At 40.0% G+C, this 22,434-nt stretch carries 27 protein-coding genes; 7 read left to right on the forward strand and 20 right to left on the reverse strand.

Features of this window, described 5'->3' with window-relative positions; translation table 11 throughout:
* Positions 1-33 precede the first annotated feature (33 nt).
* On the forward strand, positions 34-294 hold the full coding sequence (locus NSQ11_RS10045; RefSeq protein WP_008346413.1) for a hypothetical protein: 261 nt from the start codon (positions 34-36) through the stop codon (positions 292-294).
* A gap of 117 nt (positions 295-411) precedes the next feature.
* On the forward strand, positions 412-1,080 hold the full coding sequence (locus NSQ11_RS10050) for a DUF4397 domain-containing protein (protein WP_039963952.1): 669 nt from the start codon (positions 412-414) through the stop codon (positions 1,078-1,080).
* Between the two features lie 188 nt (positions 1,081-1,268).
* On the opposite strand, the gene ypmT is transcribed toward NSQ11_RS10050, so the two are convergent.
* From ypmT to ilvA, 7 genes are all read right to left on the reverse strand, one after another.
* Positions 1,269-1,466: a protein YpmT gene (gene ypmT / locus NSQ11_RS10055; protein WP_008346409.1), complete on the reverse strand. Its 198-nt coding sequence runs from the start codon at positions 1,464-1,466 to the stop codon at positions 1,269-1,271.
* A gap of 24 nt (positions 1,467-1,490) precedes the next feature.
* On the reverse strand, positions 1,491-2,057 hold the full coding sequence (locus tag NSQ11_RS10060; RefSeq protein WP_007500787.1) for a YpmS family protein: 567 nt from the start codon (positions 2,055-2,057) through the stop codon (positions 1,491-1,493).
* Between the two features lie 9 nt (positions 2,058-2,066).
* Positions 2,067-2,828: an SGNH/GDSL hydrolase family protein gene (locus NSQ11_RS10065; RefSeq protein WP_025207511.1), complete on the reverse strand. Its 762-nt coding sequence runs from the start codon at positions 2,826-2,828 to the stop codon at positions 2,067-2,069.
* A gap of 69 nt (positions 2,829-2,897) precedes the next feature.
* On the reverse strand, positions 2,898-3,488 hold the full coding sequence (locus NSQ11_RS10070) for a cytochrome c oxidase assembly protein (protein ID WP_007500791.1): 591 nt from the start codon (positions 3,486-3,488) through the stop codon (positions 2,898-2,900).
* Between the two features lie 22 nt (positions 3,489-3,510).
* The gene (locus NSQ11_RS10075; protein ID WP_268373069.1) at positions 3,511-4,353 is read right to left on the reverse strand and encodes a DegV family protein; all 843 of its coding nucleotides are present in this window, start codon (positions 4,351-4,353) and stop codon (positions 3,511-3,513) included.
* A gap of 187 nt (positions 4,354-4,540) precedes the next feature.
* A complete protein-coding gene (locus NSQ11_RS10080) occupies positions 4,541-4,792 on the reverse strand; it encodes a YpmP family protein (RefSeq protein ID WP_008346400.1) in 252 nt (83 codons plus the stop codon).
* A gap of 36 nt (positions 4,793-4,828) precedes the next feature.
* On the reverse strand, positions 4,829-6,097 hold the full coding sequence (gene ilvA / locus NSQ11_RS10085) for a threonine ammonia-lyase IlvA (protein ID WP_008346398.1): 1,269 nt from the start codon (positions 6,095-6,097) through the stop codon (positions 4,829-4,831).
* Between the two features lie 180 nt (positions 6,098-6,277).
* Between ilvA and NSQ11_RS10090 the strand changes: the two genes are divergently transcribed.
* Positions 6,278-7,246, forward strand: a complete 969-nt coding sequence (locus NSQ11_RS10090) for a sigma 54-interacting transcriptional regulator (protein WP_079919886.1) — start codon at positions 6,278-6,280, stop codon at positions 7,244-7,246.
* 13 nt (positions 7,247-7,259) lie between these two features.
* The gene (locus NSQ11_RS10095; protein WP_008346394.1) at positions 7,260-7,895 is read left to right on the forward strand and encodes a hemolysin III family protein; all 636 of its coding nucleotides are present in this window, start codon (positions 7,260-7,262) and stop codon (positions 7,893-7,895) included.
* 38 nt (positions 7,896-7,933) lie between these two features.
* Here NSQ11_RS10095 and NSQ11_RS10100 read toward each other — a convergent pair whose 3' ends face one another.
* The 12 genes from NSQ11_RS10100 to NSQ11_RS10155 form a co-directional block, all read right to left on the reverse strand.
* The gene (locus tag NSQ11_RS10100; protein ID WP_017359699.1) at positions 7,934-8,557 is read right to left on the reverse strand and encodes a hypothetical protein; all 624 of its coding nucleotides are present in this window, start codon (positions 8,555-8,557) and stop codon (positions 7,934-7,936) included.
* A 19-nt stretch (positions 8,558-8,576) separates the two neighbouring features.
* On the reverse strand, positions 8,577-9,065 hold the full coding sequence (folA, locus tag NSQ11_RS10105; RefSeq protein ID WP_046526877.1) for a type 3 dihydrofolate reductase: 489 nt from the start codon (positions 9,063-9,065) through the stop codon (positions 8,577-8,579).
* Positions 9,062-9,856 carry a thymidylate synthase gene (locus NSQ11_RS10110; protein ID WP_017367468.1) on the reverse strand — a complete coding sequence of 265 codons (795 nt, stop codon included), beginning with the start codon at positions 9,854-9,856 and terminating at the stop codon, positions 9,062-9,064. The genes folA and NSQ11_RS10110 overlap by 4 nt, the downstream gene beginning before the upstream one ends.
* Before the next feature lie 113 nt (positions 9,857-9,969).
* Positions 9,970-10,497, reverse strand: coding sequence for a phosphatidylglycerophosphatase A (locus tag NSQ11_RS10115; protein WP_008346387.1), 528 nt, complete (start codon positions 10,495-10,497; stop codon positions 9,970-9,972).
* An 18-nt stretch (positions 10,498-10,515) separates the two neighbouring features.
* Positions 10,516-11,133 (reverse strand): YpjP family protein, encoded by a 618-nt coding sequence (locus tag NSQ11_RS10120; protein ID WP_046526878.1) that lies wholly within the window; start codon positions 11,131-11,133, stop codon positions 10,516-10,518.
* A 266-nt stretch (positions 11,134-11,399) separates the two neighbouring features.
* A complete protein-coding gene (locus tag NSQ11_RS10125; RefSeq protein ID WP_025207514.1) occupies positions 11,400-12,197 on the reverse strand; it encodes a class I SAM-dependent methyltransferase in 798 nt (265 codons plus the stop codon).
* Between the two features lie 65 nt (positions 12,198-12,262).
* Positions 12,263-12,697 (reverse strand): BrxA/BrxB family bacilliredoxin, encoded by a 435-nt coding sequence (locus NSQ11_RS10130; RefSeq protein WP_025207515.1) that lies wholly within the window; start codon positions 12,695-12,697, stop codon positions 12,263-12,265.
* Positions 12,698-12,778: 81 nt separating this feature from the next.
* A complete protein-coding gene (ilvD, locus tag NSQ11_RS10135) occupies positions 12,779-14,455 on the reverse strand; it encodes a dihydroxy-acid dehydratase (protein WP_007500822.1) in 1,677 nt (558 codons plus the stop codon).
* Between the two features lie 310 nt (positions 14,456-14,765).
* Positions 14,766-15,905 carry a conserved virulence factor C family protein gene (locus NSQ11_RS10140; protein WP_025207516.1) on the reverse strand — a complete coding sequence of 380 codons (1,140 nt, stop codon included), beginning with the start codon at positions 15,903-15,905 and terminating at the stop codon, positions 14,766-14,768.
* Between the two features lie 30 nt (positions 15,906-15,935).
* Positions 15,936-16,559 (reverse strand): HD domain-containing protein, encoded by a 624-nt coding sequence (locus NSQ11_RS10145; protein WP_025207517.1) that lies wholly within the window; start codon positions 16,557-16,559, stop codon positions 15,936-15,938.
* A 2-nt stretch (positions 16,560-16,561) separates the two neighbouring features.
* Complete coding sequence (locus NSQ11_RS10150) at positions 16,562-17,044, reverse strand: glutathione peroxidase (RefSeq protein WP_007500827.1); 483 nt, start codon at positions 17,042-17,044, stop codon at positions 16,562-16,564.
* A 74-nt stretch (positions 17,045-17,118) separates the two neighbouring features.
* On the reverse strand, positions 17,119-18,801 hold the full coding sequence (locus NSQ11_RS10155) for a formate--tetrahydrofolate ligase (RefSeq protein ID WP_099496572.1): 1,683 nt from the start codon (positions 18,799-18,801) through the stop codon (positions 17,119-17,121).
* Between the two features lie 138 nt (positions 18,802-18,939).
* Between NSQ11_RS10155 and metA the strand changes: the two genes are divergently transcribed.
* Both metA and NSQ11_RS10165 read left to right on the forward strand, forming a co-directional pair.
* Positions 18,940-19,848 carry a homoserine O-succinyltransferase gene (gene metA / locus NSQ11_RS10160; RefSeq protein ID WP_008346374.1) on the forward strand — a complete coding sequence of 303 codons (909 nt, stop codon included), beginning with the start codon at positions 18,940-18,942 and terminating at the stop codon, positions 19,846-19,848.
* Between the two features lie 228 nt (positions 19,849-20,076).
* Positions 20,077-21,228 (forward strand): diglucosyl diacylglycerol synthase, encoded by a 1,152-nt coding sequence (locus NSQ11_RS10165; RefSeq protein WP_007500831.1) that lies wholly within the window; start codon positions 20,077-20,079, stop codon positions 21,226-21,228.
* Positions 21,229-21,263: 35 nt separating this feature from the next.
* Here the strand turns inward: NSQ11_RS10165 and NSQ11_RS10170 are convergent, their stop codons facing one another.
* A complete protein-coding gene (locus NSQ11_RS10170) occupies positions 21,264-21,965 on the reverse strand; it encodes an AIM24 family protein (protein ID WP_007500832.1) in 702 nt (233 codons plus the stop codon).
* Between the two features lie 267 nt (positions 21,966-22,232).
* Between NSQ11_RS10170 and cspD the strand changes: the two genes are divergently transcribed.
* Positions 22,233-22,433, forward strand: a complete 201-nt coding sequence (cspD, locus tag NSQ11_RS10175; RefSeq protein ID WP_003215784.1) for a cold-shock protein CspD — start codon at positions 22,233-22,235, stop codon at positions 22,431-22,433.
* Position 22,434: the final 1 nt, after the last annotated feature.

The following is a 22,434-nucleotide window of genomic DNA, read 5'->3' on the forward strand; positions in this document are numbered from 1 at the left end:
GGACATGCTACGGATAAAAAGGTGGAATGAACCATGACAAGTCCATATCTTTGTCCGAACTGCAAAACCAACAGAACGCGTTTTAATCTCATCGAGCAGCATTCAGAACCTGTGAAACTTGATCCAGCAACTGGAGCGATTGTCGAAACATATGAAGGAGATCAGCTTTCTCCTTTTCACATGAACTATCAAGGACCGAAAATCAAAGTCCAGTGCGGCGTTTGCGGATTAATTGAGGATGAAAAAACGTTCATTAAGTTGGCTGAATATCATCAATATTCATCTCCTTCTTAATACGAGAGCCTGACACTTTTTGTCAGGCTTTTTTCTATGTTTCTTTTGCCTATACAGATCGTCCCTTTCTTGCATACGCTACAAAAAACACATTGCAGAGAAAGAAGGGATAAAGACGTGCAGCAGCTCTACGAGATGAATCAATTTCTATATCGTCCATTAGCTACCTTTCCCCCATACCATCCGAGAAACACCATTTCCAAAGCTGTTATTCGATTATTTCACGCTGCACCGGATTTAAGTGAGCTTGCTGTATTTGTAAATCAGCAGCCAATCCAAAAAAAGCTACCATACGGTCAGCTGTCTGCTTATATGGAATGGGATGAGGGTGTTTATGAGATAGAAGTATTCAAGCTGGCTACAAAAGAAAAAATTCTTTCTTCTCGTATGATGATTAATGGAAACGAGACTTACACGCTATGTATCACAGGAGCTCGTACCGGCTTTGCGTTGCTCACAGAAAAGCAAGACTCGCTGATTAAGCAAGATGAGCTATCAGCACTCACGTTTATCCAGCTGTCACCAGACCTCCCTTTCATTGATATATATGAACGAGATCAAGGCATGTTATCAAAGGAGCTCGGATATGTAAACGGCACCCAAACCCACCACTTCTCTCCGAATAAGTATCACTTTGAATTAAAAGCTGCCGGTACTCAAAGTGTACTGCTAGATATTCCGAAAGTTCACCTGCAAACAAAGCGGGCCTATCTTATTTTACTTCATGGATTTGCAAACGGAGAGCCCGAGCTAATGGCAAAAGTCGTCTTGTCTCACCAAATGTAAAAAGAGCCTTTCCAAATGGAAAAGGCTCTCAGCGTGTAGACAAAGCCTCGCATTCGGTGTCAGTCCTGCGTGCCGGTTCTCACGAATGCCACATTCACTCTGCGCCAGTACTCGTCCTTCCTAGAATGCAAAGATTTTCAATCACGCTGAAAAGAAGACAAATAGCCTTCCCAAATGGAAAAGGCTATTTACGAGACATCTTCAGCTTTTTCTTGTTTTTGAAAATCAAAAGCAAGAATCATGGTACCTAAAAATAATGCACAATAGGCGATATTTAAGTAAAACTGGTCGATATTTTCTGCTTTTAAATGAGAAGCAGCTGTCATGCCAAAGTATGCAGCAAATAAGAGCGACAGTAAACTAAAATATTGATAGACTCGCTTCATCGTTTCACTCCTGACTTACACGTTCTATTGCTTTGGATGATAATATGAGAATTCAATTTCATCATTCTCAAGATCAATTTTGTTCGCTTTGACATACATATCATTCGTCAGCGGCATTTCTGAAAGGCGCACTTCCACCGTTTTTTGGTCTGGTTTCACATGAACGAAATCAGGCAGTTCATAGAATTGACCCATGTAACTTAAAACAAAACTGATTGGGATGCTTAATTGTCCAATTGAAAAGTCATCTACTTTCAGCAGAACATCCCCGTTATCTTCAACAGTTGGTGTAAATGATACATTTGCATTAATCGTTGAAGAAAAAGCTTTGATTGCACCTGTTACTTTCACATCTTGGTCAATCGCAACATGAAAGTCGGGCATATCGCTTGATCCTTGGTTTTTCAAATAATCATTGACAAAGCTGGTGAGCGATTCTTTTGAACTAGAAATGTTAAAAGCATACTCGCTGTTCACTTCTTTTTTCGAAGCAGATTGATCGCTCGGCAGCAGCATAAAAATACCGCATACAAGAACAATCAATAGATTAATTGACAGTAAAATAAAAAATAAACTCTTCCATTTTTTCATCTTTTCACCCTATTCCTTCGGCAGTCCTTCTTTTTTCACTTCTGAGAATAAACGATTTGCCATAAGAGAGTACCCCTTTTGGTTTGGGTGGAAATCATCATCTGCCAGTAATTTTTCATCTTGATCATCTTCAAATAAATCTGCTACATCGATCATATCAGCATTGCCGTCTTTTTTTAGTTCTTTTTCGGCAGCAGCATTCCAGTCTTTGACGACCTCATCAATATCTCTCAGCTCAGACAAGCTGAACTTAAAAGGATTGTACATACTGACATACATGATCTTTGCATGGTCATTATGCTCTCTTAATTGAGCAAGAATGGTCTTAAAACGCTCTTCAAAAGGACCTTGCTCTTTTTGAAAAGGAGCAAATGTCAAGTTGAGCACATTTTGACGGACGACATGCATTAAGTCATTTCCGCCGATCGTAAAGAAAATATAATCAGCGTCTTTCAGTCCATCCTGCACTTTTTTTTCTTTTAATCTTTTTAATAAATCTACCGTTCTACTGCCTTTAATGGCATAGTTTTTTAATGTAACAGACTGTACGCCGTCCACCGCTTCTATCTTGTCACGGGTGATGCCTGCATACCCTTTTTTATTTTGATCTCCGATTCCTTCTGTTAAGGAATCTCCAACCGCTGCGATCGTAATATGTTCTTTTACGTTTTGTGTGTCTTCTAGTTTATCCTTTATGCCAGCCTCTTGCGCGGAACATGCAGAAAGAACAAAAGCTAGAGACATCACAATCAAAATCAAACGAGCCTTCAAACGATGATGTCCCTCCTTTTTCTGATTAAAAAAGTGTATCATGTTTTCGCTCATTTGAACATCCTTATGCTAGCTTCGATTCAGTGTTTTGATGTCCTTGATGATTTCATCATATGGCGTATTTTGAACACCATCATAGTTTTTCATCACTTTTCCTTCTTGATCAACGAGGAAAAACAGAGATTGATGTATCACTTGGTCTTCGTCTTCAGGTTTTTTCACAATCGTCTTAAAGCTTTTCATTGCAAATTTTTCAATCGCTGACTGCGAGTAACCAGTGAGAAAATCCCAATTTTTAAAGGATAATGGATATGCTTTTGCAAATTCCTTTAGCTTTTTCGGTGAATCCACCTCTGGATCGACGCTAAATGAAATGATGTGCGCATCCAATTTTTCTTCTTTTAACCGTTTTTGTAGCTCTGTCATATGTGCGGTCATCGGCGGGCAAATCGTTTCACAGCTTGTGAAAATAAAATCTGCCACCCAGACTTTCCCCTTTAAATCGTCGAGCGACACCTTTTGACCATCCTGGTTTTGATACTCAAACGGCTGGATTTGATAATTTAACGCATCCTTGATTTGTCCATTTGAACATGAGACTAAAAGAAGCACGCTTATGATCGTAAGCGCACCAAATAAGGCTCCCCTTTTTGTATACATGACCATTACATCCCCTTTTCAATCAATCGGTATAAAAAGTAAAGCCTATAGCGCCCTTACCAGTATGACAGGAAATAATCGGTGTTGTATAAGCGATGTCAACTAGTGCATCAGGTGTGTGATCAAGCAGTGCTACTTTAAGCTTTTCTGCAAGTTCTAATGCGTCTGCATGTGCAATCCCAATGGCCTGAACGGTTTTCCCTTTCACCGCCTGTACATACTGTTTTGTCAAATAGCGGACAAGAGCGGAGTAACTTCTCACATTCGCTTCTGGTGTGTATATGCCGTCTGTTAAGCTGGCAATTGGTTTAATATGAAGAAGTGAACCGATCAGCGCCTTTCCTCTTCCAATTCGTCCACCTTTTACGAGATTTTCTAATGTATCGATTGTGACAAATAGCTTTGTTTTAAGACGAATTTTGTCCATTTCTTTGAGGATGTCATCACGGCTTGCCCCTTTTTTTGCAAGCTCTGCTGCTTTGGTGACTTGAAACCCTAAACCATAGGAAATAAAATTCGAATCAATGACAGTGATATTCCCGTCTACCATTTTAGAAGCGCTTTCAGCAGTTTGAACCGTACCACTCATCCCACCAGTTAAATGGATACTAATGACTTCGCTTCCATCTGCCGTCAGTTTTTCATATAATTCGACGAATTGACCGATCGCAGGTTGAGACGTTTTCGGCAGTTCCTCAGCGGCCTCCATTTTTTCAATAAATTCATCTGGCTGTATGTTCACTCGGTCAATATAATCAACCCCAGAAATGGAGATATTGAGCGGAATGACATGAATGGAAAGATCATTGATTTTTTCTTGCGGAAGGTCCACAGTTGAATCTGTTACAATTTTAATTTGTTTCACTATCGTCTCATCCTTGCTGTCTTAGTCTTTACATATGATATTACCTTATTTCGTGCATACTTGAAAACAACTGTCAGAACGTTTTTGAAATTGTCACATTTTCTTCTTTTCATGTAAAAAATCCTTGCCAAGATGAGTAGCCCCCAATTGAAAATGGCCGCTCACTCTCTTTGGCAAAGATTCCAATTTACGCATTGTGTTTTAGTGTAGGCTCTTGGTAGATCTGTTCATATGTGCTCCACTTGACGTTACGTTTCACATCCTCCCTGAAAGAGTACACATGCCTCTTTCCCTTAGATACATAGACTTTTTTCAAGAAAGCTTCAAGTCTAAAGGTGAGCATGAAACCATAGGATTCATCTCCCTTTAAAACAGGGACTTCTGTTACCTTGATCTGAGCTCCATCCATCCGTCTAAAACATATTGTTTTGAGCAGCACAAACGATCAATCCTCTTTTCCAATTATCTGTTAAGCCTAAATAAATAGGTGGAATAAATCTTGATCTTTATTCACTTCAACATAGTGGAAGCCTTTTTTATTCATTCGGTCAATCAGCGCTGCATAGTCATCTCTTTCTTTCAATTCGATCCCAACAAGCGCAGGTCCTTTGCTTCGGTTATTCTTTTTCGTATATTCAAAGCGTGAGATATCATCATTTGGCCCTAACACTTCATCCAAAAATTCCCTGAGAGCACCTGCTCTTTGCGGAAAATTAACGATGAAATAATGCTGGAGTCCTTCATAAATCATGGAGCGTTCCTTGATTTCTTGCATTCGGCCAATGTCATTATTGCCTCCGCTGACAATACAAACGACATTTTTCCCTTTAATCTCCTCACGATGTGCATCTAAAGCCGCGATCGGTAACGCACCCGCTGGCTCAGCTACAATGGCACATTGATTATACAGCTCTAAAATGGTTGTACATACTTTTCCTTCTGGTACAAGACTAATCTTATCGACAACAGACTGAAGCGATGTAAACGTCTTTTCGCCAATCCGCTGAACCGCTGCTCCATCTACAAACTTATCTATTGAATCAAGTGTGACAACCTCCCCTTTCTCGTGGGAAGCATGAAGTGAGGCGGCACCAAGCGGCTCGACTGCAATAATTTCTGTTTCTGGTGCGATATTTTTCATATACGTGCCAACGCCAGATAACAAACCTCCGCCCCCAACACTTGCAAATAAAAAGTGAGGCTCCACTTCGATATCATTTAATATTTCTACAGCAGTTGTTCCTTGTCCTGCCATGACATCTAAATCATCAAATGGATGAATAAATTCCCGCTTTTCCTTATCTCCGCATTTGACTGCTTCATGATACGAATCATCAAAGGTATCTCCGGTTAAGATAATGTCAACATATTCTTTTCCGAAAAGCTCCACTTGAGATACTTTTTGCCTTGGTGTGGTAGCAGGCATAAAAATTTTTCCGTGGATACCTAAATATTTGCAAGAATAGGCAACGCCTTGTGCGTGATTTCCAGCACTGGCACAAACAATGCCGTTTTCTAGTTTTTCTTTTGGCAACTGGCTCATTTTATTAAAAGCGCCTCTTAATTTAAAAGAACGAACAACCTGCAGGTCCTCTCTTTTTAAGTAGACATTACATTCATATCGTTCAGAAAGTCGCTCATTTTTTTGAAGTGGAGTATGAATCACTACATCCTTCAAATTTTGATGGGCTTTTAAGATGTCTTTCACTTGAATTAGCGTGTTTTCTTTGAGCAACGGTTTCATGTACAAGATCCTTTCTCTTTAACCTTATTTAATTTGTCATTATAACATGAATATTCAAAAAATAAACCAATAGATCATGGATCGGAGATAAATTTCATGAACTTTTTCGTTTTTCTATACATTTGTTCTAATTGGGTGTTATAATAAAACCAATTAGAACCAAAAGAAAGGAATCGCTCGATGACCACACATCCGTTTGCTAATATATATGGAGAACACCAAGATATAAAACACGCCATTCATTTGGCAAAACAATTCACGAAAAACGATCAGCCTGTGTTGATCACAGGTGAAATTGGAACAGGCAAATCACGCTTTGCACAAGAAATGGCCCATTCATTTGCTGCGCAGGCTTCGTGGAAACATATCTACTGCCCCATTGTAGATGAAGTGACTTTGCAGGAAGCATTTACTCATGCGACAAATCATGTGATTTATTTAGACGAAGTCAGCGCACTTAGTATTCCTATGCAGCATCAGGTCATTCGTTTTCTCGAAGTTTCTCCTGCAACAAAAATCATTGCTTCTTCGTCTTTATCATTAGAGGCGATGAGCGTTTCGTCCAGTTTTTTACCTGAGCTGTTTTATCGGCTCAATGTGCTTCATATCCCTCTCCCGCCCTTAGAAGATCGAAAAACAGATATTCCTATTTTAACCGCTTCTTTCTTTCAGGAACTGAACATGACGCCTGACATCGACTCAAGTGTGTGGGAAGTCTTACAGCAATATTCGTTTGAAGGGAATGTCCAGGAGCTCAAAAATATCGTTCATTATGCAGCCGCAATTCTCGAAGGGCAAACAGTTTTCTTGCATCACTTGCCACCTTTTGTATTATTACCTCAACAAACAGCTGGTAAAGGAAAAAAAGAAGAACACCAGCTCACGCTTATGGAGAAACAAGAATTTGTTTTCTTACTCGAAGCCATTAAGTCTCTAAATGAAAAAGGAGAAGCAGCCAGCAGACGTATCTTGTCTGAGTTAAGCAAACAAGGCGACATCCCGCTGACCCCTCAGCAAGTCAGGAGTCGATTAGATGATCTTGAGAAAAAAGCCTATGTGACAAAAGGGAAAGGCAGAGCTGGAACGAAGATTACACTTGAAGGTCTCTCATTTCTGAAGTCGCTTGATGGTTATATACCGGTTCAATAAAGGAGGACATCCATTGTTTACTGTAAAAGAAGAAATTGCCAACGCGATTACACATGGCATTGGCGTCATTTTATCCATTCCCGCCATTGTTTTTCTCGTTTTATTCGCTGTTCAATACGGCACTGTCACTGACATTATTAGCTTTTCGATATTTGGCGCGTCGATGCTGCTGCTTTATTTAAGCTCTACTTTGCTTCATAGCATTCGGCACAAAAAAACAAAAGATGTATTTGAAATCCTTGACCACTCTGCGATTTATGTATTGATTGCTGGTACATATACGCCATTTTTGCTTGGCCCATTAAAAGGCGCACTTGGCTATACTCTTCTTGCAATCGTATGGGCGCTCGCTGCAGGCGGTATCGTCTTTAAGATCTTTTTCGTCAAACGGTTTATCATTGTATCCACCCTTGTTTATTTATTAATGGGCTGGATGATTATCATCGCAATTAAACCTCTGTACATTCAATTAACAGGAGCTGGATTCAGCCTCTTACTATTAGGCGGTATTTTGTATTCAGTCGGAACGATCTTTTATATTTGGCGGAAAATTCCCTATCATCATGCGATTTGGCACAGCTTTGTTCTCGGTGGAAGTGCATCCATGTTCTTCTGCATTCTATTTTATTGCGTCAACATCCCAGCATGATTAAAAAACCAGCATCCACATTCGGATGCTGGTTTTTTCTATGCGCGCTTTTGTGCGTAATCACTCATCTTGACCGGTGCTTTGATATGGATATCGACATTAACTGGACGAAGTCTTTTGACGATCTTCCCTGTTAAAAGACGGTCTGTGCCGCTTGTTTCAACCGGAACAAGTGAGCAGTTACATTCTTCAGCAAGCGTTTCTGCCATGACACGATACTGTTCAGAAAGCAACAGACTCTGGCCAGATAGAACTCTTTCTCTTGCTTCTTCTAATAACGCCTCATCAGATTGATTCTGCTTGATCACCGCCATCTTCTTCAACCATTGTTTTAAGATGGGATAGCGAAACAGATGCGGTTTTGCCATAAAAGCAAATGGCTTCTCTAAGTGACCAATCAGCAATGTCGTCGTCACTGGATGATGTGCTTCTGTGACATAAATAACAGGGCCATCTGGCAGCCTTTTTTGCTGATGAATGGTCATGACCGATCCTGATTGATCAATACACCCTCTGGCAAACCTTTTTGCATGCTCATGGATGAGATGCATTCGTTTCGTATAGGAAATGCGTGGATCCGTTAATTCATGATCATACAAATGCCTTATACTTTTAAAAAAGGATACAACAACATAAATCGTTAAAAACCAATAACGAAACAACCGTACTCCTCCTACTCACTTATCCTTCTTTTCTGTCATAGACGACAAATTCATAATTGTAGGGGTTCTTTTCGTCACGACGGCCTTTTTCACGTGATACAATCGTCCAATTCTCTTCATCGTAATAAGGGAAGAAACGGTCGCCTTCAAATGAATGATGGATGTGCGTGATATATAGACGATCTGCGTATGGCATCATTTCCTCATACAGCTTAGACCCGCCAATGATCAATAATTCTTCCTCGGTCTTCGCAATGTTTAAAATATCATCGATTGAATGAACTACCTCGCATCCTTCAGCTTGAAAAGAAGAACTTGTGGTTAACACGATATTCCGGCGGTTAGGCAGTGCTCGTCCAATTGATTCAAACGTTTTTCTGCCCATGACAATGGTATGGCCACTTGTGACTTTTTTAAAATACGCTAAATCAGCGGGTAAATGCCAAGGCATTTGATTATCTTTGCCAATGACTCTGTCTTTTCCTGTCGCCACTATCATGGAAATCATACACTGACTTCTCCTTTAATATGCGGATGTGGATCATAGTTCTCGAGCACAAAATCATCAAACGTAAAATCAAAAATACTTTTGACATCTCTAGTGATGCGAAGCTGCGGAAGTGTGCGCTCCTCACGCTCTAACTGCATTTTGACCTGCGGAAGATGATTTTGATAAATATGAGCATCTCCTAGCGTATGAATAAACTCTCCTGGCTCAAGGTTTGTCACTTTGGCAATCATCATCGTTAGAAGTGCATACGAAGCAATATTGAAAGGCACACCTAAAAAGATATCTGCCGAACGTTGATAGAGCTGGCACGATAATTTACCGTTTGATACATAAAATTGAAACAAGCAATGACAAGGAGGCAGCGCCATCTGATCAATTTCTCCTGGATTCCACGCACTGACAATCAATCTTCTCGAATTAGGATGATTCTCAATATCATGGATCAGCTTGCTGATCTGATCTACTGTCTCTCCGTCTCCACTCGCCCATGATCTCCACTGCGCACCATACACACGCCCTAGCTCTCCATTTTCATCTGCCCATTCATTCCAAATACGGACACCATTTTCTTGAAGATATTTGACATTTGTATCACCTTTTAAAAACCACAGTAACTCATGAATGATTGATTTCAGGTGTAATTTCTTTGTTGTTAATAAAGGAAACCCTTCCTGTAAATCAAATCTCATTTGGTAACCGAACGTGCTGATAGTGCCTGTTCCTGTTCTGTCACCTTTTTCATCCCCGTGCTGTAATACATGACGGCATAACTCTTTGTATTGTTTCATTTTTTTCATCCTTTATTTATGTTCTTGTTGTAGTTTACCTTATTTCTGCTTTTGTTGAAACCAATTGAAACCAAAAAAACATGTCTGCAAGATGAGCAGACATGTTTTTCTTTTTATGCTTGATTCACTCGATCCTGCTCTTCGTCCTTAATATCTTGGTGAGAGTGAGCTATGCGACTTGCTGCTGCAGCGGCAAGCGCAGCGACAAGGTCATCAAGGAAAGTGTGTACTTCACCAGGACGACCTTCATCTAATTCTCTAATAATACCAAATTTCTCTTTGTCTAGATAACCGAAGTTGGTCAAACCGATTGATCCATATACATTGACAATGGAAAGCGGAATAATCTCATCAATTCCATATAACGGTTCATCTGTTTCAACTAAATGCTGCAAAGGTTCTGGCAAAAGCTTTTTTTCTGCCAGCTGATCAAGAGCAAGTCCTGTCAAAACTGCGTGGACAATTTCCCTTTTATTCAGCACTTTTTCAACATTTTCAATGCAGACACTAAGTGGAAGATTTGGGTTGTATTTCTCTTGGAGTTTCAGCACAATGTGTGCAATATCTTCTATTTTCACTCCACGCTCGTTTAACATCTGTTTTGTAATGCGAACCATTTCGTTCATTGTATACTTTTTCAATTGGCATGACATCTCCTTCTAGTGGCTCATCCAGCTCGGCGGGGTGTTTTTATCCCAGTAAATATTACCGAGTTCATGATGCGTCTGGAATCCATCTTCTGCTGTATGGTAGTGAAAGTTAAACCAATATCCGCTGTGAGGCGGCTGATCTCTCCTGACATGAAAACGAAGCAAATCTTCTCCAGTCTTTCTATTATAAATGTGGAAGATTTTTTCCCCATTTCCGCTTGAAGGCTGATCAGTTAAAACAACATCTTGAAATTTTTCGTCATCTTTGAAATTTGTTAAAAAGTCGGTTAACACTTGTTCAATTTTTGGTTGAATCTCTTCTCTATACTCGTCCTCAATGACAGGTGTGATTTTACGACCAAATTTGAGAAAGGATTGGTTTTCTGCACTTAATAGAACCTCTTGCTTATATTGCTCAAAGGGGTCTACCCGCTCTTTGTTGTCTTCTTGCGATAATTCCCAGCTGCGCGTAGCATCTGATGTATCATAAACTGCTGTATAAGGTGATTTATCAGATGAAGAAAGTTCAGATGGCTTGTCTGTCATCAAAGCTGATGGAGGAGAGATTAAACCAAAAGTCGCAATCGTAAAGAGTGCAACGAGCGTTTTTCTCATCCACATTTTCATGATATCTAATTCCTTCCATAAGTTATCATACTGCTATTCTAGCATATAATGAATTTTCAGTCATTCAATTTGGTCATTGAGTTCAGACTTTCTTTTTCATGATAAAACGTTTACAATGACAGTAACGACGACTAAAATTTGGGAGGAATGGATATGCTTGAAGGGTTTTTCATCACAGCTTCCTTGCTGACGTTATTTTATTTTGTCTATATGGAGATCACCGATTAAAAGCCCTGAAATAGGGCTTTTTTAATTGTTAAGAGTGATTAAAGTTTTGTTGATTTGTCTTCTTCTATTGAGATATATCCGTAATGGAATTGGGCGGTTTTACGTTTCATCACCTGAAATTGATAGGAATCAGTGGTAAATCGTGTGCTTTTCCAATGATCTTTTAAAACCACTCTTTTTCTAGCCACTCTCATTGCTTCTTTCACAGCGGTTTCATGGTCAAAATGATGCTCAGCTGCATGACGAAGCGGCATCATACTAGCAGACTCTTGTATGGTTTCTTCGAACATTGGATCAAAATAGACGATATCATAGGATCGATCAGGGAGCTTCTTTAACTGCTCAATACTATCCCCGCTGATAACAGATATCCGTTTCATCGCTTCGTCTGCCTCTCTCACACCCGTTTCCCATGTGATGAGTCCTTCTCGAACAAGCAATGCCGTCATCGGATTTTTTTCAATACCGGCCACTTTTCCATTGGTTCCTGTAGTGCAGCTTGCGGTAATCGCATCAGATCCTAAGCCAAGCGTACAATCTAAAAAGGAATCGCCCGGCTTTAATTGTGCTGCTTCTATTAATGGATCTTTTTCCCCTCGCAGAACCCGCTTCACCCTAAACATCGCTGAGCTTGGATGGAAAAAGAACTTTTCACCATTTGGCTGATACCATTCAAATCGTTCTTTCCCAACAACGAGTACATCCCCCCGCTTGATCGCAAGCTGTTTGACAGATTGTTTGCGCCGCTCGATATACTCACCATGCAAGTCCTTTGCGAGGGCCTTTGCCGTTTCAATTGTTTGTTCATTTGCTCTAAAGCTTGTTGTAATGAGCATGACGTTCCTCCATCATAATCAAGAAAAAATGCCCTGATGGATCACAGGACATTTCAACATTTGTATTAGCAATGTTTTTCAAATGCAGATAAGACGTTCTTCATAATATCTTCCATTTCATGACCTTCAATTTCGTCACGCGGGATAAAGTGAACAAGTTCATTTCCTTTTAAAAGTGCCATAGATGGAGAAGATGGCTCCTCACCTGTGAAGTATTCTCTCATTTTAGCCGTTGCTTCCCGGTCCTGACCAGCAAAGACCGTCACCATTCGATCTGGTGCTTTTTCTGCTTTCATGACAGCTTGAGTAGCAGCAGGGCGTGCTAAACCAGCAGCACATCCGCATACGGAATTGACGACAACAAATGTTGTTCCTTCTGCTTTCTGCATCGTTTTTTCTACTTCTTCTTCAGTCGTCAACTCTTGAAACCCTGCACTTGTTAGTTCTTGGCGCATTGGTACGACGAGCTGACGCATATATTCTTCATATGCCATTGACATAAAAAAGCCCCCTCTATAATCCTTATGTTGTGAATAAAGGATACTATAGAGAGAGCCAATTTTCAAATGATCAATTTCACATTAAATTTTCATGATTCCGCCTGTATTGGCTGATGTCACAAGTTTTGAGTATCTGGCAAGGTAACCTGTTTTTACTTTTGGCTCAAAGCCTTTCCAGTTTGCTTTTCTTTTTTCCCATTCTTCTTCCGGGACATCTACACTTAAAATGCGTTTTTCGATATCAACAACGACATGATCACCATTTTCAACAAAGGCAAGCGGGCCGCCTTCTGCTGCCTCTGGAGAAACGTGTCCAATAGACAATCCGCGAGAAGCACCGGAGAATCGTCCGTCTGTAATTAAAGCAACCTTTGGACCAAGTCCCATTCCAACAATTTGTGAAGTTGGTGCAAGCATTTCAGGCATACCTGGACCGCCTTTAGGTCCTTCATAACGAATAATGACAACATGTCCTGCTTCTACTTTTCGATTAATGATTCCTTCAAGTGCTTCTTCTTGGGATTCAAATACGATCGCAGGTCCTTCATGACGTGTGATGCCGTCTTGTACACCGCCTGTTTTAATGATTGCTCCATCTGGCGCAAGGTTTCCAAATAAAACGGCTAAGCCGCCCTTTTCAGTAAATGGCTTGTCAATTGGATAAATGACGTTATAATCTTTTACCTCATGACCTGCAATGTTCTCGCCTAACGTTTTCGCTGTGACGGTCATGGTATCTAAATGAAGAGCCCCCTCTTTTTTGGACAATTCATTTAGTGCAGCAGTCACTCCGCCAGCTTCATGTAAATCTTCAATATATACATCTGAAGCTGGAGCAAGTTTCGATAAATGCGGCACTCGTTCTGCGACTTCATTGATACGCTCAAGTGAGTATTCAACGCCTGCTTCATTTGCAATCGCCAATGTATGAAGAACTGTATTGGTTGAACCACCAAGTGCCATATCTAAAGCAAATGCGTTATCAATCGCTTTTTCCGTGACAATATCACGTGGTTTAATGTCTTTTTTGATTAGCTCCATCAATTGTTTTGCTGACTTCTTCGCAAATTCTCTTCGTTCTGGTGAAGTCGCCAGAATGGTTCCATTTCCAGGAAGAGCAATCCCAAGCGCCTCTGCTAGACAGTTCATTGAGTTGGCTGTAAACATACCAGAGCAAGATCCGCATGTTGGACAGCCAAATTGCTCTAATTCATTTAATTCCTCTTCATTAATTTTCCCTGATTGGTATGCGCCTACGCCTTCAAAGACAGAAGAAAGAGAAATTTTTCTGCCATCACTTGTTCTCCCAGCTTCCATCGGTCCACCACTGACAAATACAGTTGGGATATTCACACGCATGGCAGCCATCATCATACCTGGCGTGATTTTATCACAGTTAGGAATACAAACCATGCCATCAAACCAGTGTGCAGACACCACGGTCTCTACTGAATCAGCAATGATTTCACGGCTTGGCAATGAATATCTCATCCCAATATGCCCCATCGCAATACCATCATCTACCCCGATTGTATTGAATTCAAATGGAACACCGCCAGCTTCACGAATGGCTTCTTTCACAATTTTTCCGAATTCCTGAAGATGGACATGCCCTGGGACAATATCAATATAGGAATTACATACGGCAATAAACGGCTTGCCAAAATCCTCATCTTTTACCCCAGCTGCTCTTAGTAAGCTTCGGTGAGGTGCTCTGTCAATTCCTTGTTTAATCATATTACTGCGAAGTTCTGCCATCTGTTTAAAAAGCCTCCTATACTACTAGTCTTGTTGACTGTATGATTTTGAGTTCATTTTATTTTACAAATTTTCTGTTTATTTAGCCACCTATAATAGATAGTGACTGATTTCTCTGCTGAAGCAAGTGCTCAGCAAGGATTGTGTCATAAAATCTGACCTCCAATATTCTATATTGGTACTACTATATAGAGTTTTTTCTCATATTTCAACAATATTCAAAATAATTTTTCTAAAAAAATTTTTCTGCCAATAAAAAAGCCATTTTCAGAAAACAAGCTGCCTTTTATTGGCAGCCTGCTCGTCTTTCTTATGATTCTGATGCATTTTTTCTACTTTCTGTCATTTGCTTCCACACAGAGCCTTTTGCTTCTTCTCCGTGCTCAATTCGTTCGATGGCCATTTTCACTTGAAGACTGACTTCAAATTCAGGGTCCTGCTCCGCTTCTTTTAAAGCTTCTAGTGCTGTTTCGTCACCTTCTTCATAAAGGAACATGGCCGCACGCCAGCGGACAAGCTTACTTGGGTCCTTTAAGGCTTGGATCATCGCTTCAATCGCACTAGGATCACCAAGATCTGAAATACAATCTCCAGCAGTTCTTCTAACCGTCACTGTTTTATCTTCAAGCCCTTTATACAAAATAGGCAAAATGTCTGGATCTTCAATCATGCCAGCATTCACAACAGCTTGTCTGCGAATCGATGTTTTTGGGTCCTCCATCGCTTTCATTAAAACAGGTATATCTTTTTTCTCTGGCTGCATTTGCTCTAAATGAGCAAAACGTTTCTTCCAATCTTCATCACGCAGCATCTCTTCTGTCACATCATATGCTTTTCGGTTCACTTGTTTATCTACAGCCTCTTGACCTTCCTTCACTGCCTCTGTTAAACGGGATAAACGCTCGTCGTCATATGCAGCTTGCAGCTCTTCTGTGACTTCTTGACCGATATCAGCAAATTCTCCAAAACGTACGCCATGTTCTTTCCACACACGTTCAAATACAACATTATCTGAACTGCTTCTTAGCTTTAAAATCGCTGCCTGGAAACGTTCAGGCATTCCAAATCGTTCTTCTCTTTCACCGTCTGTCAGCTTCACCTGCATCGGAATCCCATTAAACATTTGAACAAACACTTTGACTTCTCCAAATGTGTCATCACCTGACTGCGATTCTCCCTGAAGACCTTCTGTTTCTTGTCCAAAGGCTTCTCTGACTTGCTGTAAAATACCTTGCCAGTCAAATTTCGCATTACGCTCAACCGCTAAGAAATCGGCTACATGGTAAACACCTTTTACACCTTCAATGGTTAAAATGCGCTTGATCATCTCTGGCGCTTCGTCTTTTTGATCTTTTTTGTAGTTATTGCTTTTACCGCCTGCAAGCGCTTCTGTCAAAATGACTTTCATTGTATTCGGGCTTGGCGTTGGTTCTATGGCAGTTATTTTCATCTATACATCCTCCTTACACACATAAAGACCCTACTCATCTGTAAGGCCGCATTCTTCTTTCCATGTCTTAATAAATAGACACATAAACTCATGCCGCTCATGAGCCAGCTGCTTTCCAGCACGTGTGTTCATCAAGTTTTTTAATTGAAGCAGCTTTTCTTGCATATGCAAAAGTACTGTGCCTTGGTGAGCACCCTCTGTATAGTGAGGCTCCCCTTTTGCACCTGCATATGTAAACACCCTTGCAATCCCAGTTGCACCTATCGCATCTAGCCGATCTGCATCTTGAACAATGGCCCCTTCTAATGTCACTGGCTTATGCTGCATATGCCGGTGACGAAAAGACATCGTTGTAATAATATCCATGATATAGCGAATATCTTGCGTGTCCACTTCCCACAAAAGGAGCTGCTGCTTGAGATCATGCGGTGAAAGCTTCCATTCACTAGACAGCTTGTCATCAATGACATCATGGATAATCGCTGCCATTTCAATGACAAAAAGCGACCCGCCCTCCTGTTGTGCAATATGGACGGCAAGCTGGCGCACACGATTGATATGAGCTTCATCGTGTCCAGTCGGTTCATTCTTTAGCTGTTTTGAAACAAAGGAGGCAGCTGCCTCCAATTGTTCTTGCTGCTTACTCAAATTCATGCTTATTTCTCCAAAAGAGCGATAATGGAGCTTTCTAATTCTTTCGGTGGTGTTTTAGGAGAAAATCGTTCAGTCACTTCTCCGTTTTGGTCAACGATAAATTTTGTAAAATTCCATTTCACCGTTTTTGTACCAAGCACACCTTTCGCATGACTCGTTAAGTATTTGAAAAGCGGATGCGCATTGTCACCATTGACATCTACTTTTGCAAACATCGGGAAGGTCACACCATAGTTTAACGAACAGAATTCTTGAATTGCTTCTTCCCCTTCTGGCTCTTGATTCATAAATTGATTGCACGGAAATCCTAAAATTTCAAGGCCCTTTTCATGATATTGATCGTATAACTCTTGTAATTGTTTAAATTGAGGGGTCAGTCCACATTTGCTCGCTGTGTTCACGATGATCAGTACTTTCCCTTTGTAATCTGCCATTGATTTTTCCTGACCGTTAATGGTCTTGACCTGAATATCATAAATTGACATCTCATAGCCTCCTAGGATTCACTTTTTCCTATCGTAACATGCTTCTTTTAGAAAATCGCTTTTTATGCTTTCTGCTAAAAGAGTCCAGTCACACTGCCGTCTTCTAATAAATCCATCTCAAGTGCCGCAGGTTTTTTAGGGAGACCTGGCATGGTCAGAATGCTTCCTGTTAGTGCAACGATAAAACCTGCTCCTACAGATGGTTTTAACTCTCGAATCGTAACGGTGAAGCCTTTTGGTCTGCCGATTAAAGCCGGATCATCCGATAGTGAATATTGCGTTTTTGCCATACAAACCGGCAAATGGGCCCAGCCATTTTTCTCAATTGCAGCTAGCTGCTTTCTTGCTTTTGATGTAAGGTTGACGCCGTCTGCACCATAAACCACTTTGGCGACTTTTGACAACTTTTCTTCAATGGAATCTTGCTCCTCATATAAATAAGAAAAGCTGTTTTCATTCTTTTCAATGAGTGTCGTGAGCTCTTCGGCAAGTGCTACGCCGCCAGCTCCCCCTTCTTCCCATACATTGACCGCTTTGACTGGATGTCCATTCGTTTCGCACCAGTTTTCTATTGCTTGAATTTCTTCTTTTGTATCGGTAATAAAACGGTTCACTGCAACGATATATGGTAGACCGAAGGCTTGCACTGTTTCAATATGCTTCTCTAAATTATGTATACCTTCTAATACAGCCTGTGCATTTGCTTCCTTGAGCTCTGTTTTCTGCATTCCGCCATGCATTTTTAGCGCCCTGACAGTTGCTACAATGACAACAGCGCCTGGTTTAAAATCACCGGCTCTTGTTTTGATGTGAAGAAATTTTTCCGCGCCGAGGTCTGCACCAAATCCCGCTTCTGTTACGACGTAATCTGCTAGTTTTGCCGCCATTTTTGTGGCAATTAAACTATTGCATCCATGTGCAATATTGGCAAAAGGACCACCATGAACAAGGGCTGGAGTTCCTTCAATCGTTTGAACAAGGTTTGGTTTCAGCGCATCTTTTAAAAGCAAGGTCAATACGCCTTCATATCCTAGATTTCCAACTGTGACCGGTTCACCTTCTTGATTGTAGGCAACAACAATAGAAGAAAGACGTTTTTTTAGATCGTTTAAGTCGTCTGCTAAACAGAGGATGGCCATCATTTCGGATGCAACCGTAATATCAAATCCATCTTCTCTAGGGTACCCATTTAATTGACCGCCAAGTCCTACGACCACTTGTCTTAGAGCACGATCGTTTAAATCTAACACTCGTTTCCATACAATTCGGCGTGCGTCGATCCCAAGCTCATTTCCGTGATGGATATGATTATCAATAAAAGCAGCTAAAGCGTTATGTGCAGATGTAATCGCATGAAAATCCCCTGTGAAATGAAGATTGATTTCTTCCATAGGCAACACCTGTGAATATCCGCCGCCAGCTGCACCGCCTTTAATACCCATTGTGGGACCTAGTGAAGGTTCACGCATGGCAATAATCGCTTTTTTCCCAATTTTCTCGAAGGCTTGACCGAGGCCAACTGTTACGGTGGACTTCCCCTCACCTGCTGGCGTTGGGTTGATCGAAGTCACAAGAATCACATTTCCTTCTTTTTGTTCCTTTAAACGGTCAAAAATAGTCAAAGATATTTTCGCTTTTGTGAAACCATAGCATTCTAATTCTTCGTCATGTATTTGTAATTTTGCTGCGATGTCTTGAATGGGTCTCAGCTTTGCCTTTTGGGCAATGTCAATATCTGATAAATGCTTTGTGATCATGATTAATGGCCTCCTTTTTTGACAGAAACAGCTTTCTTTTTTGCTCTATTTTTCATTGTAACATAATTGAAACATTGAAATATCGCCAGAAAGTTCCTATAATGAAGTGAAATTAGCTTTGGTTCAGGGGGTGGCGAGTTGCCTATTAACATACCAGTTCATCTGCCGGCAAAACAAATACTAGAGAGCGAAAATATTTTCGTCATGGATGAGACAAGGGCATTCAAACAAGATATCCGTCCTTTGAATATCGTGATCTTAAATTTAATGCCAAAAAAAATACAAACTGAAACGCAGCTGCTGAGAATGCTCGGAAATTCTCCTTTGCAAGTGTATTTTACATTTTTGATTCCAAGTACACATACACCGAAGAATACATCGAGAGAGCATCTAGATGAATTTTATACGACCTTTGACTCGATTCGCCATAAAAAATTTGATGGCATGATCATTACAGGTGCACCAATTGAGCATTTAGCTTTCGAAGAAGTTTCCTATTGGAAAGAACTGCAGGACATTTTGGACTGGAGTAAAACGAATGTGACGTCTACTCTCCATATATGCTGGGGGGCACAGGCTGGTCTTTATCATCATTATGGCATTGAAAAAATCAAGCTTCCAGAGAAAAAATTCGGTGTTTTTGAGCATCTTGTCAAAGAGAAAAAAGAAAGATTAGTAAGAGGTTTCGATGAAGTATACTATGTCCCACATTCTAGGCATACAGATATTAATACAGAACAATTAAAAAACACGCCGAATCTAAAAGTATTGAGCACGTCTGAGGAAGCTGGTGTTTGTTTAATTGTTTCAGATGATGATAAACAAGTATTTTTAACTGGACATCCTGAATACGATACAGATACATTGAAGCAGGAATATGAAAGAGATTTGTTGAAACATGATACAGTCAAAAAACCCGTCCACTATTTCATAGAAGATGGAGACACATTAGTTCCAGTGAACCGCTGGAAAGCCCATGCTACTTTGCTGTTTATGAATTGGCTTAATTACTATGTTTATCAAGAAACACCATATGTGTGGGAATAAAATAGACTGTAGTCTGATGATAAATGCTTAAAATGTGTTAAAATACAAATGGCTCTGTCTTCCATTATCAAATTAGTCTGTTTGTTTTTTAAAATTAGTTTAATTCTTTCGTAACGAATGATATGCTCTCGCTGTTTATATGTTATCTTTATGTATATGTAGACCTATGAGATTTATAGTTTTCGTACGAAGTTTTGTTGTTGTTGATTACATTTGAGGTGAATATTCTTGAATACCAATAAAAAAATATTAATCTTGACCGCAAATTATGGAAATGGACATATGCAGGTTGCAAAAACACTGTATGATGAATGCAAATCCCAAGGGTTTGAACATGTGATAGTTTCTAATTTGTATCAAGAATCAAATCCCATTGTGTCTGAAGTGACTCAATATTTATATTTAAAGAGCTTCTCCATTGGGAAACAATTTTATCGCTTGTTTTATTACGGTGTAGATAAAATTTACAATAAACGCAAATTTAACATTTATTTAAAGATGGGAAATAAGCGTCTTGATGAATTAATTCAATTACACAATCCGGATATCATCATCATTACATTCCCGATGATTGTTGTACCTGAATACCGAAACAAAACAGGTAAAGTCATTCCAACATTTAATGTGATGACAGACTTTTGTCTTCATAAAATTTGGGTACATGAAAACATTGACCGATACTATGTTGCAACCGATTATGTGAAACAAAAGCTAGTAGAAATCGGCACACATCCAAGCGATGTCAAGGTAACAGGCATTCCGATTAGACCACAATTTGAAGTAGACGTGCCTAAATCGATCATCTATAAAAAATATGGATTATCATCAGACAAAAAAGTCCTTCTCATTATGGCGGGTGCCCATGGTGTACTAAAAAATGTGAAGGAACTGTGTGAAGCACTACTTCTTGACAGTGAAGTACAAATTGTTGTTGTGTGCGGTAAGAATGCAGCGCTGAAGCAATCGCTTAGCGAACTTGAACAAGCACACCCAAATCAATTGAAGGCGCTTGGATATGTGGAACAAATTGATGAATTGTTCAGAGTAACGGACTGTATGATTACAAAACCGGGTGGAATTACATTAACAGAAGCAACAGCAATTGGTGTCCCAGTTATTCTTTACAAACCTGTTCCAGGACAAGAAAAAGAAAATGCTCTTTTCTTTGAAGATTACGGCGCTGCCATTGTCATCAACAGACACGAAGACATTTTAGAATCTGTCACCAACTTGCTGCAAGACGAAGAAAAATTAGAATCCATGAAACAAAACATCAAAAAATTACACTTAAAACAATCTTCTCAAACCATTTTAGAAGATATCGTCGAACAATCAGATCTGATCATGAGCAACAAATCGTATGCTCAAGCATTATCATAAAAAGGTGTCCGTCATTGACGGACACCTTTTTTCTTTTAACCTTGATTTCCATTCGTTGTATATACTTCTTCAAACGGCTGAACAACAACAAAGCCACTTCCGCTAAACTTCATTTGAATGGACTCTCCGCTTCCCCTGCCAATAAACGTTTTGAACGATACATCTGTCACAAATTCAGTCTGCAAATCTCCTGACCATGCGACCGTCGCATTCGGATCTGTATAAACAGAATCACCTGGCTGAACAATCAGCGTCAGCGGTTCGTAATGACTTGTGATTGCCACAAGACCTGGTCCTTCAAGTTTGACATTAAATAATCCGCCTGCAAGCATGCCAGACACCTTTTTCATTAATTTAATATCCCACCGAACAGACGGTTCAAATGCGAGCAAGTCGTTTCCATTAACGAAAATAGACTCCCCTTGAGCCAATCGAAGAATCGAAATTTTTTTCCCTTGGTCTGCTACATATAATTTCCCATCACCTGTGGCCTTCATCAAAGAAGTTCCTTCTCCTGATAACATTTTTTTGAACATCTTTGACACACCGTGTTCAAACACACCTTCACGTTCAAACTTTATTTTCCCGCGATATGAAACCATGGAGCCTGTTTTTGCCCAAATGGTATCCGTTAAATTAATTTCTAACAATCTTGGTGTTTCAAGTTCAAAGACCCCTTCCCCTTTGTCTTCTTGCTGCGTATTCTGAACAAACTCCTCAATTGTGTAACGATTCATGACGCACCTCTTTCTGTATTTTTACTATATACGGACAAGTTATACGTTAGGTTTCATGAGATTAGGACGTTTTATAGATAAATGTCATTCACTAAAAAAACAAAAAAATCAAACATTCTGCTCAAAATTTGGCTTGCCCGCTTGACGCTTTACTTTTGATGGTGTATAGTGGAACCATCATTTAACAACTTCTTAAGTCGTTAGGTGATGAAAAATTTTTTTTAGTATGCCAAAAGGTGTGCTACAGTACTAGGAGGAAAAAGCAATATGCAAAACGGTAAAGTAAAATGGTTCAATAATGAAAAAGGTTTCGGCTTCATTGAAGTTGAAGGCGGAGACGATGTATTCGTTCACTTCACAGCTATCGAAGGTGACGGTTACAAATCTCTAGAAGAAGGACAAGAAGTTTCTTTTGAAATCGTTGAAGGTAATCGTGGACCTCAAGCTGCAAACGTAACAAAAATCTAAT

It is taken from the genome of Bacillus sp. FSL W7-1582 (assembly GCF_038593325.1).
Classification (GTDB): Bacteria; Bacillota; Bacilli; order Bacillales; family Bacillaceae; genus Bacillus; species Bacillus altitudinis.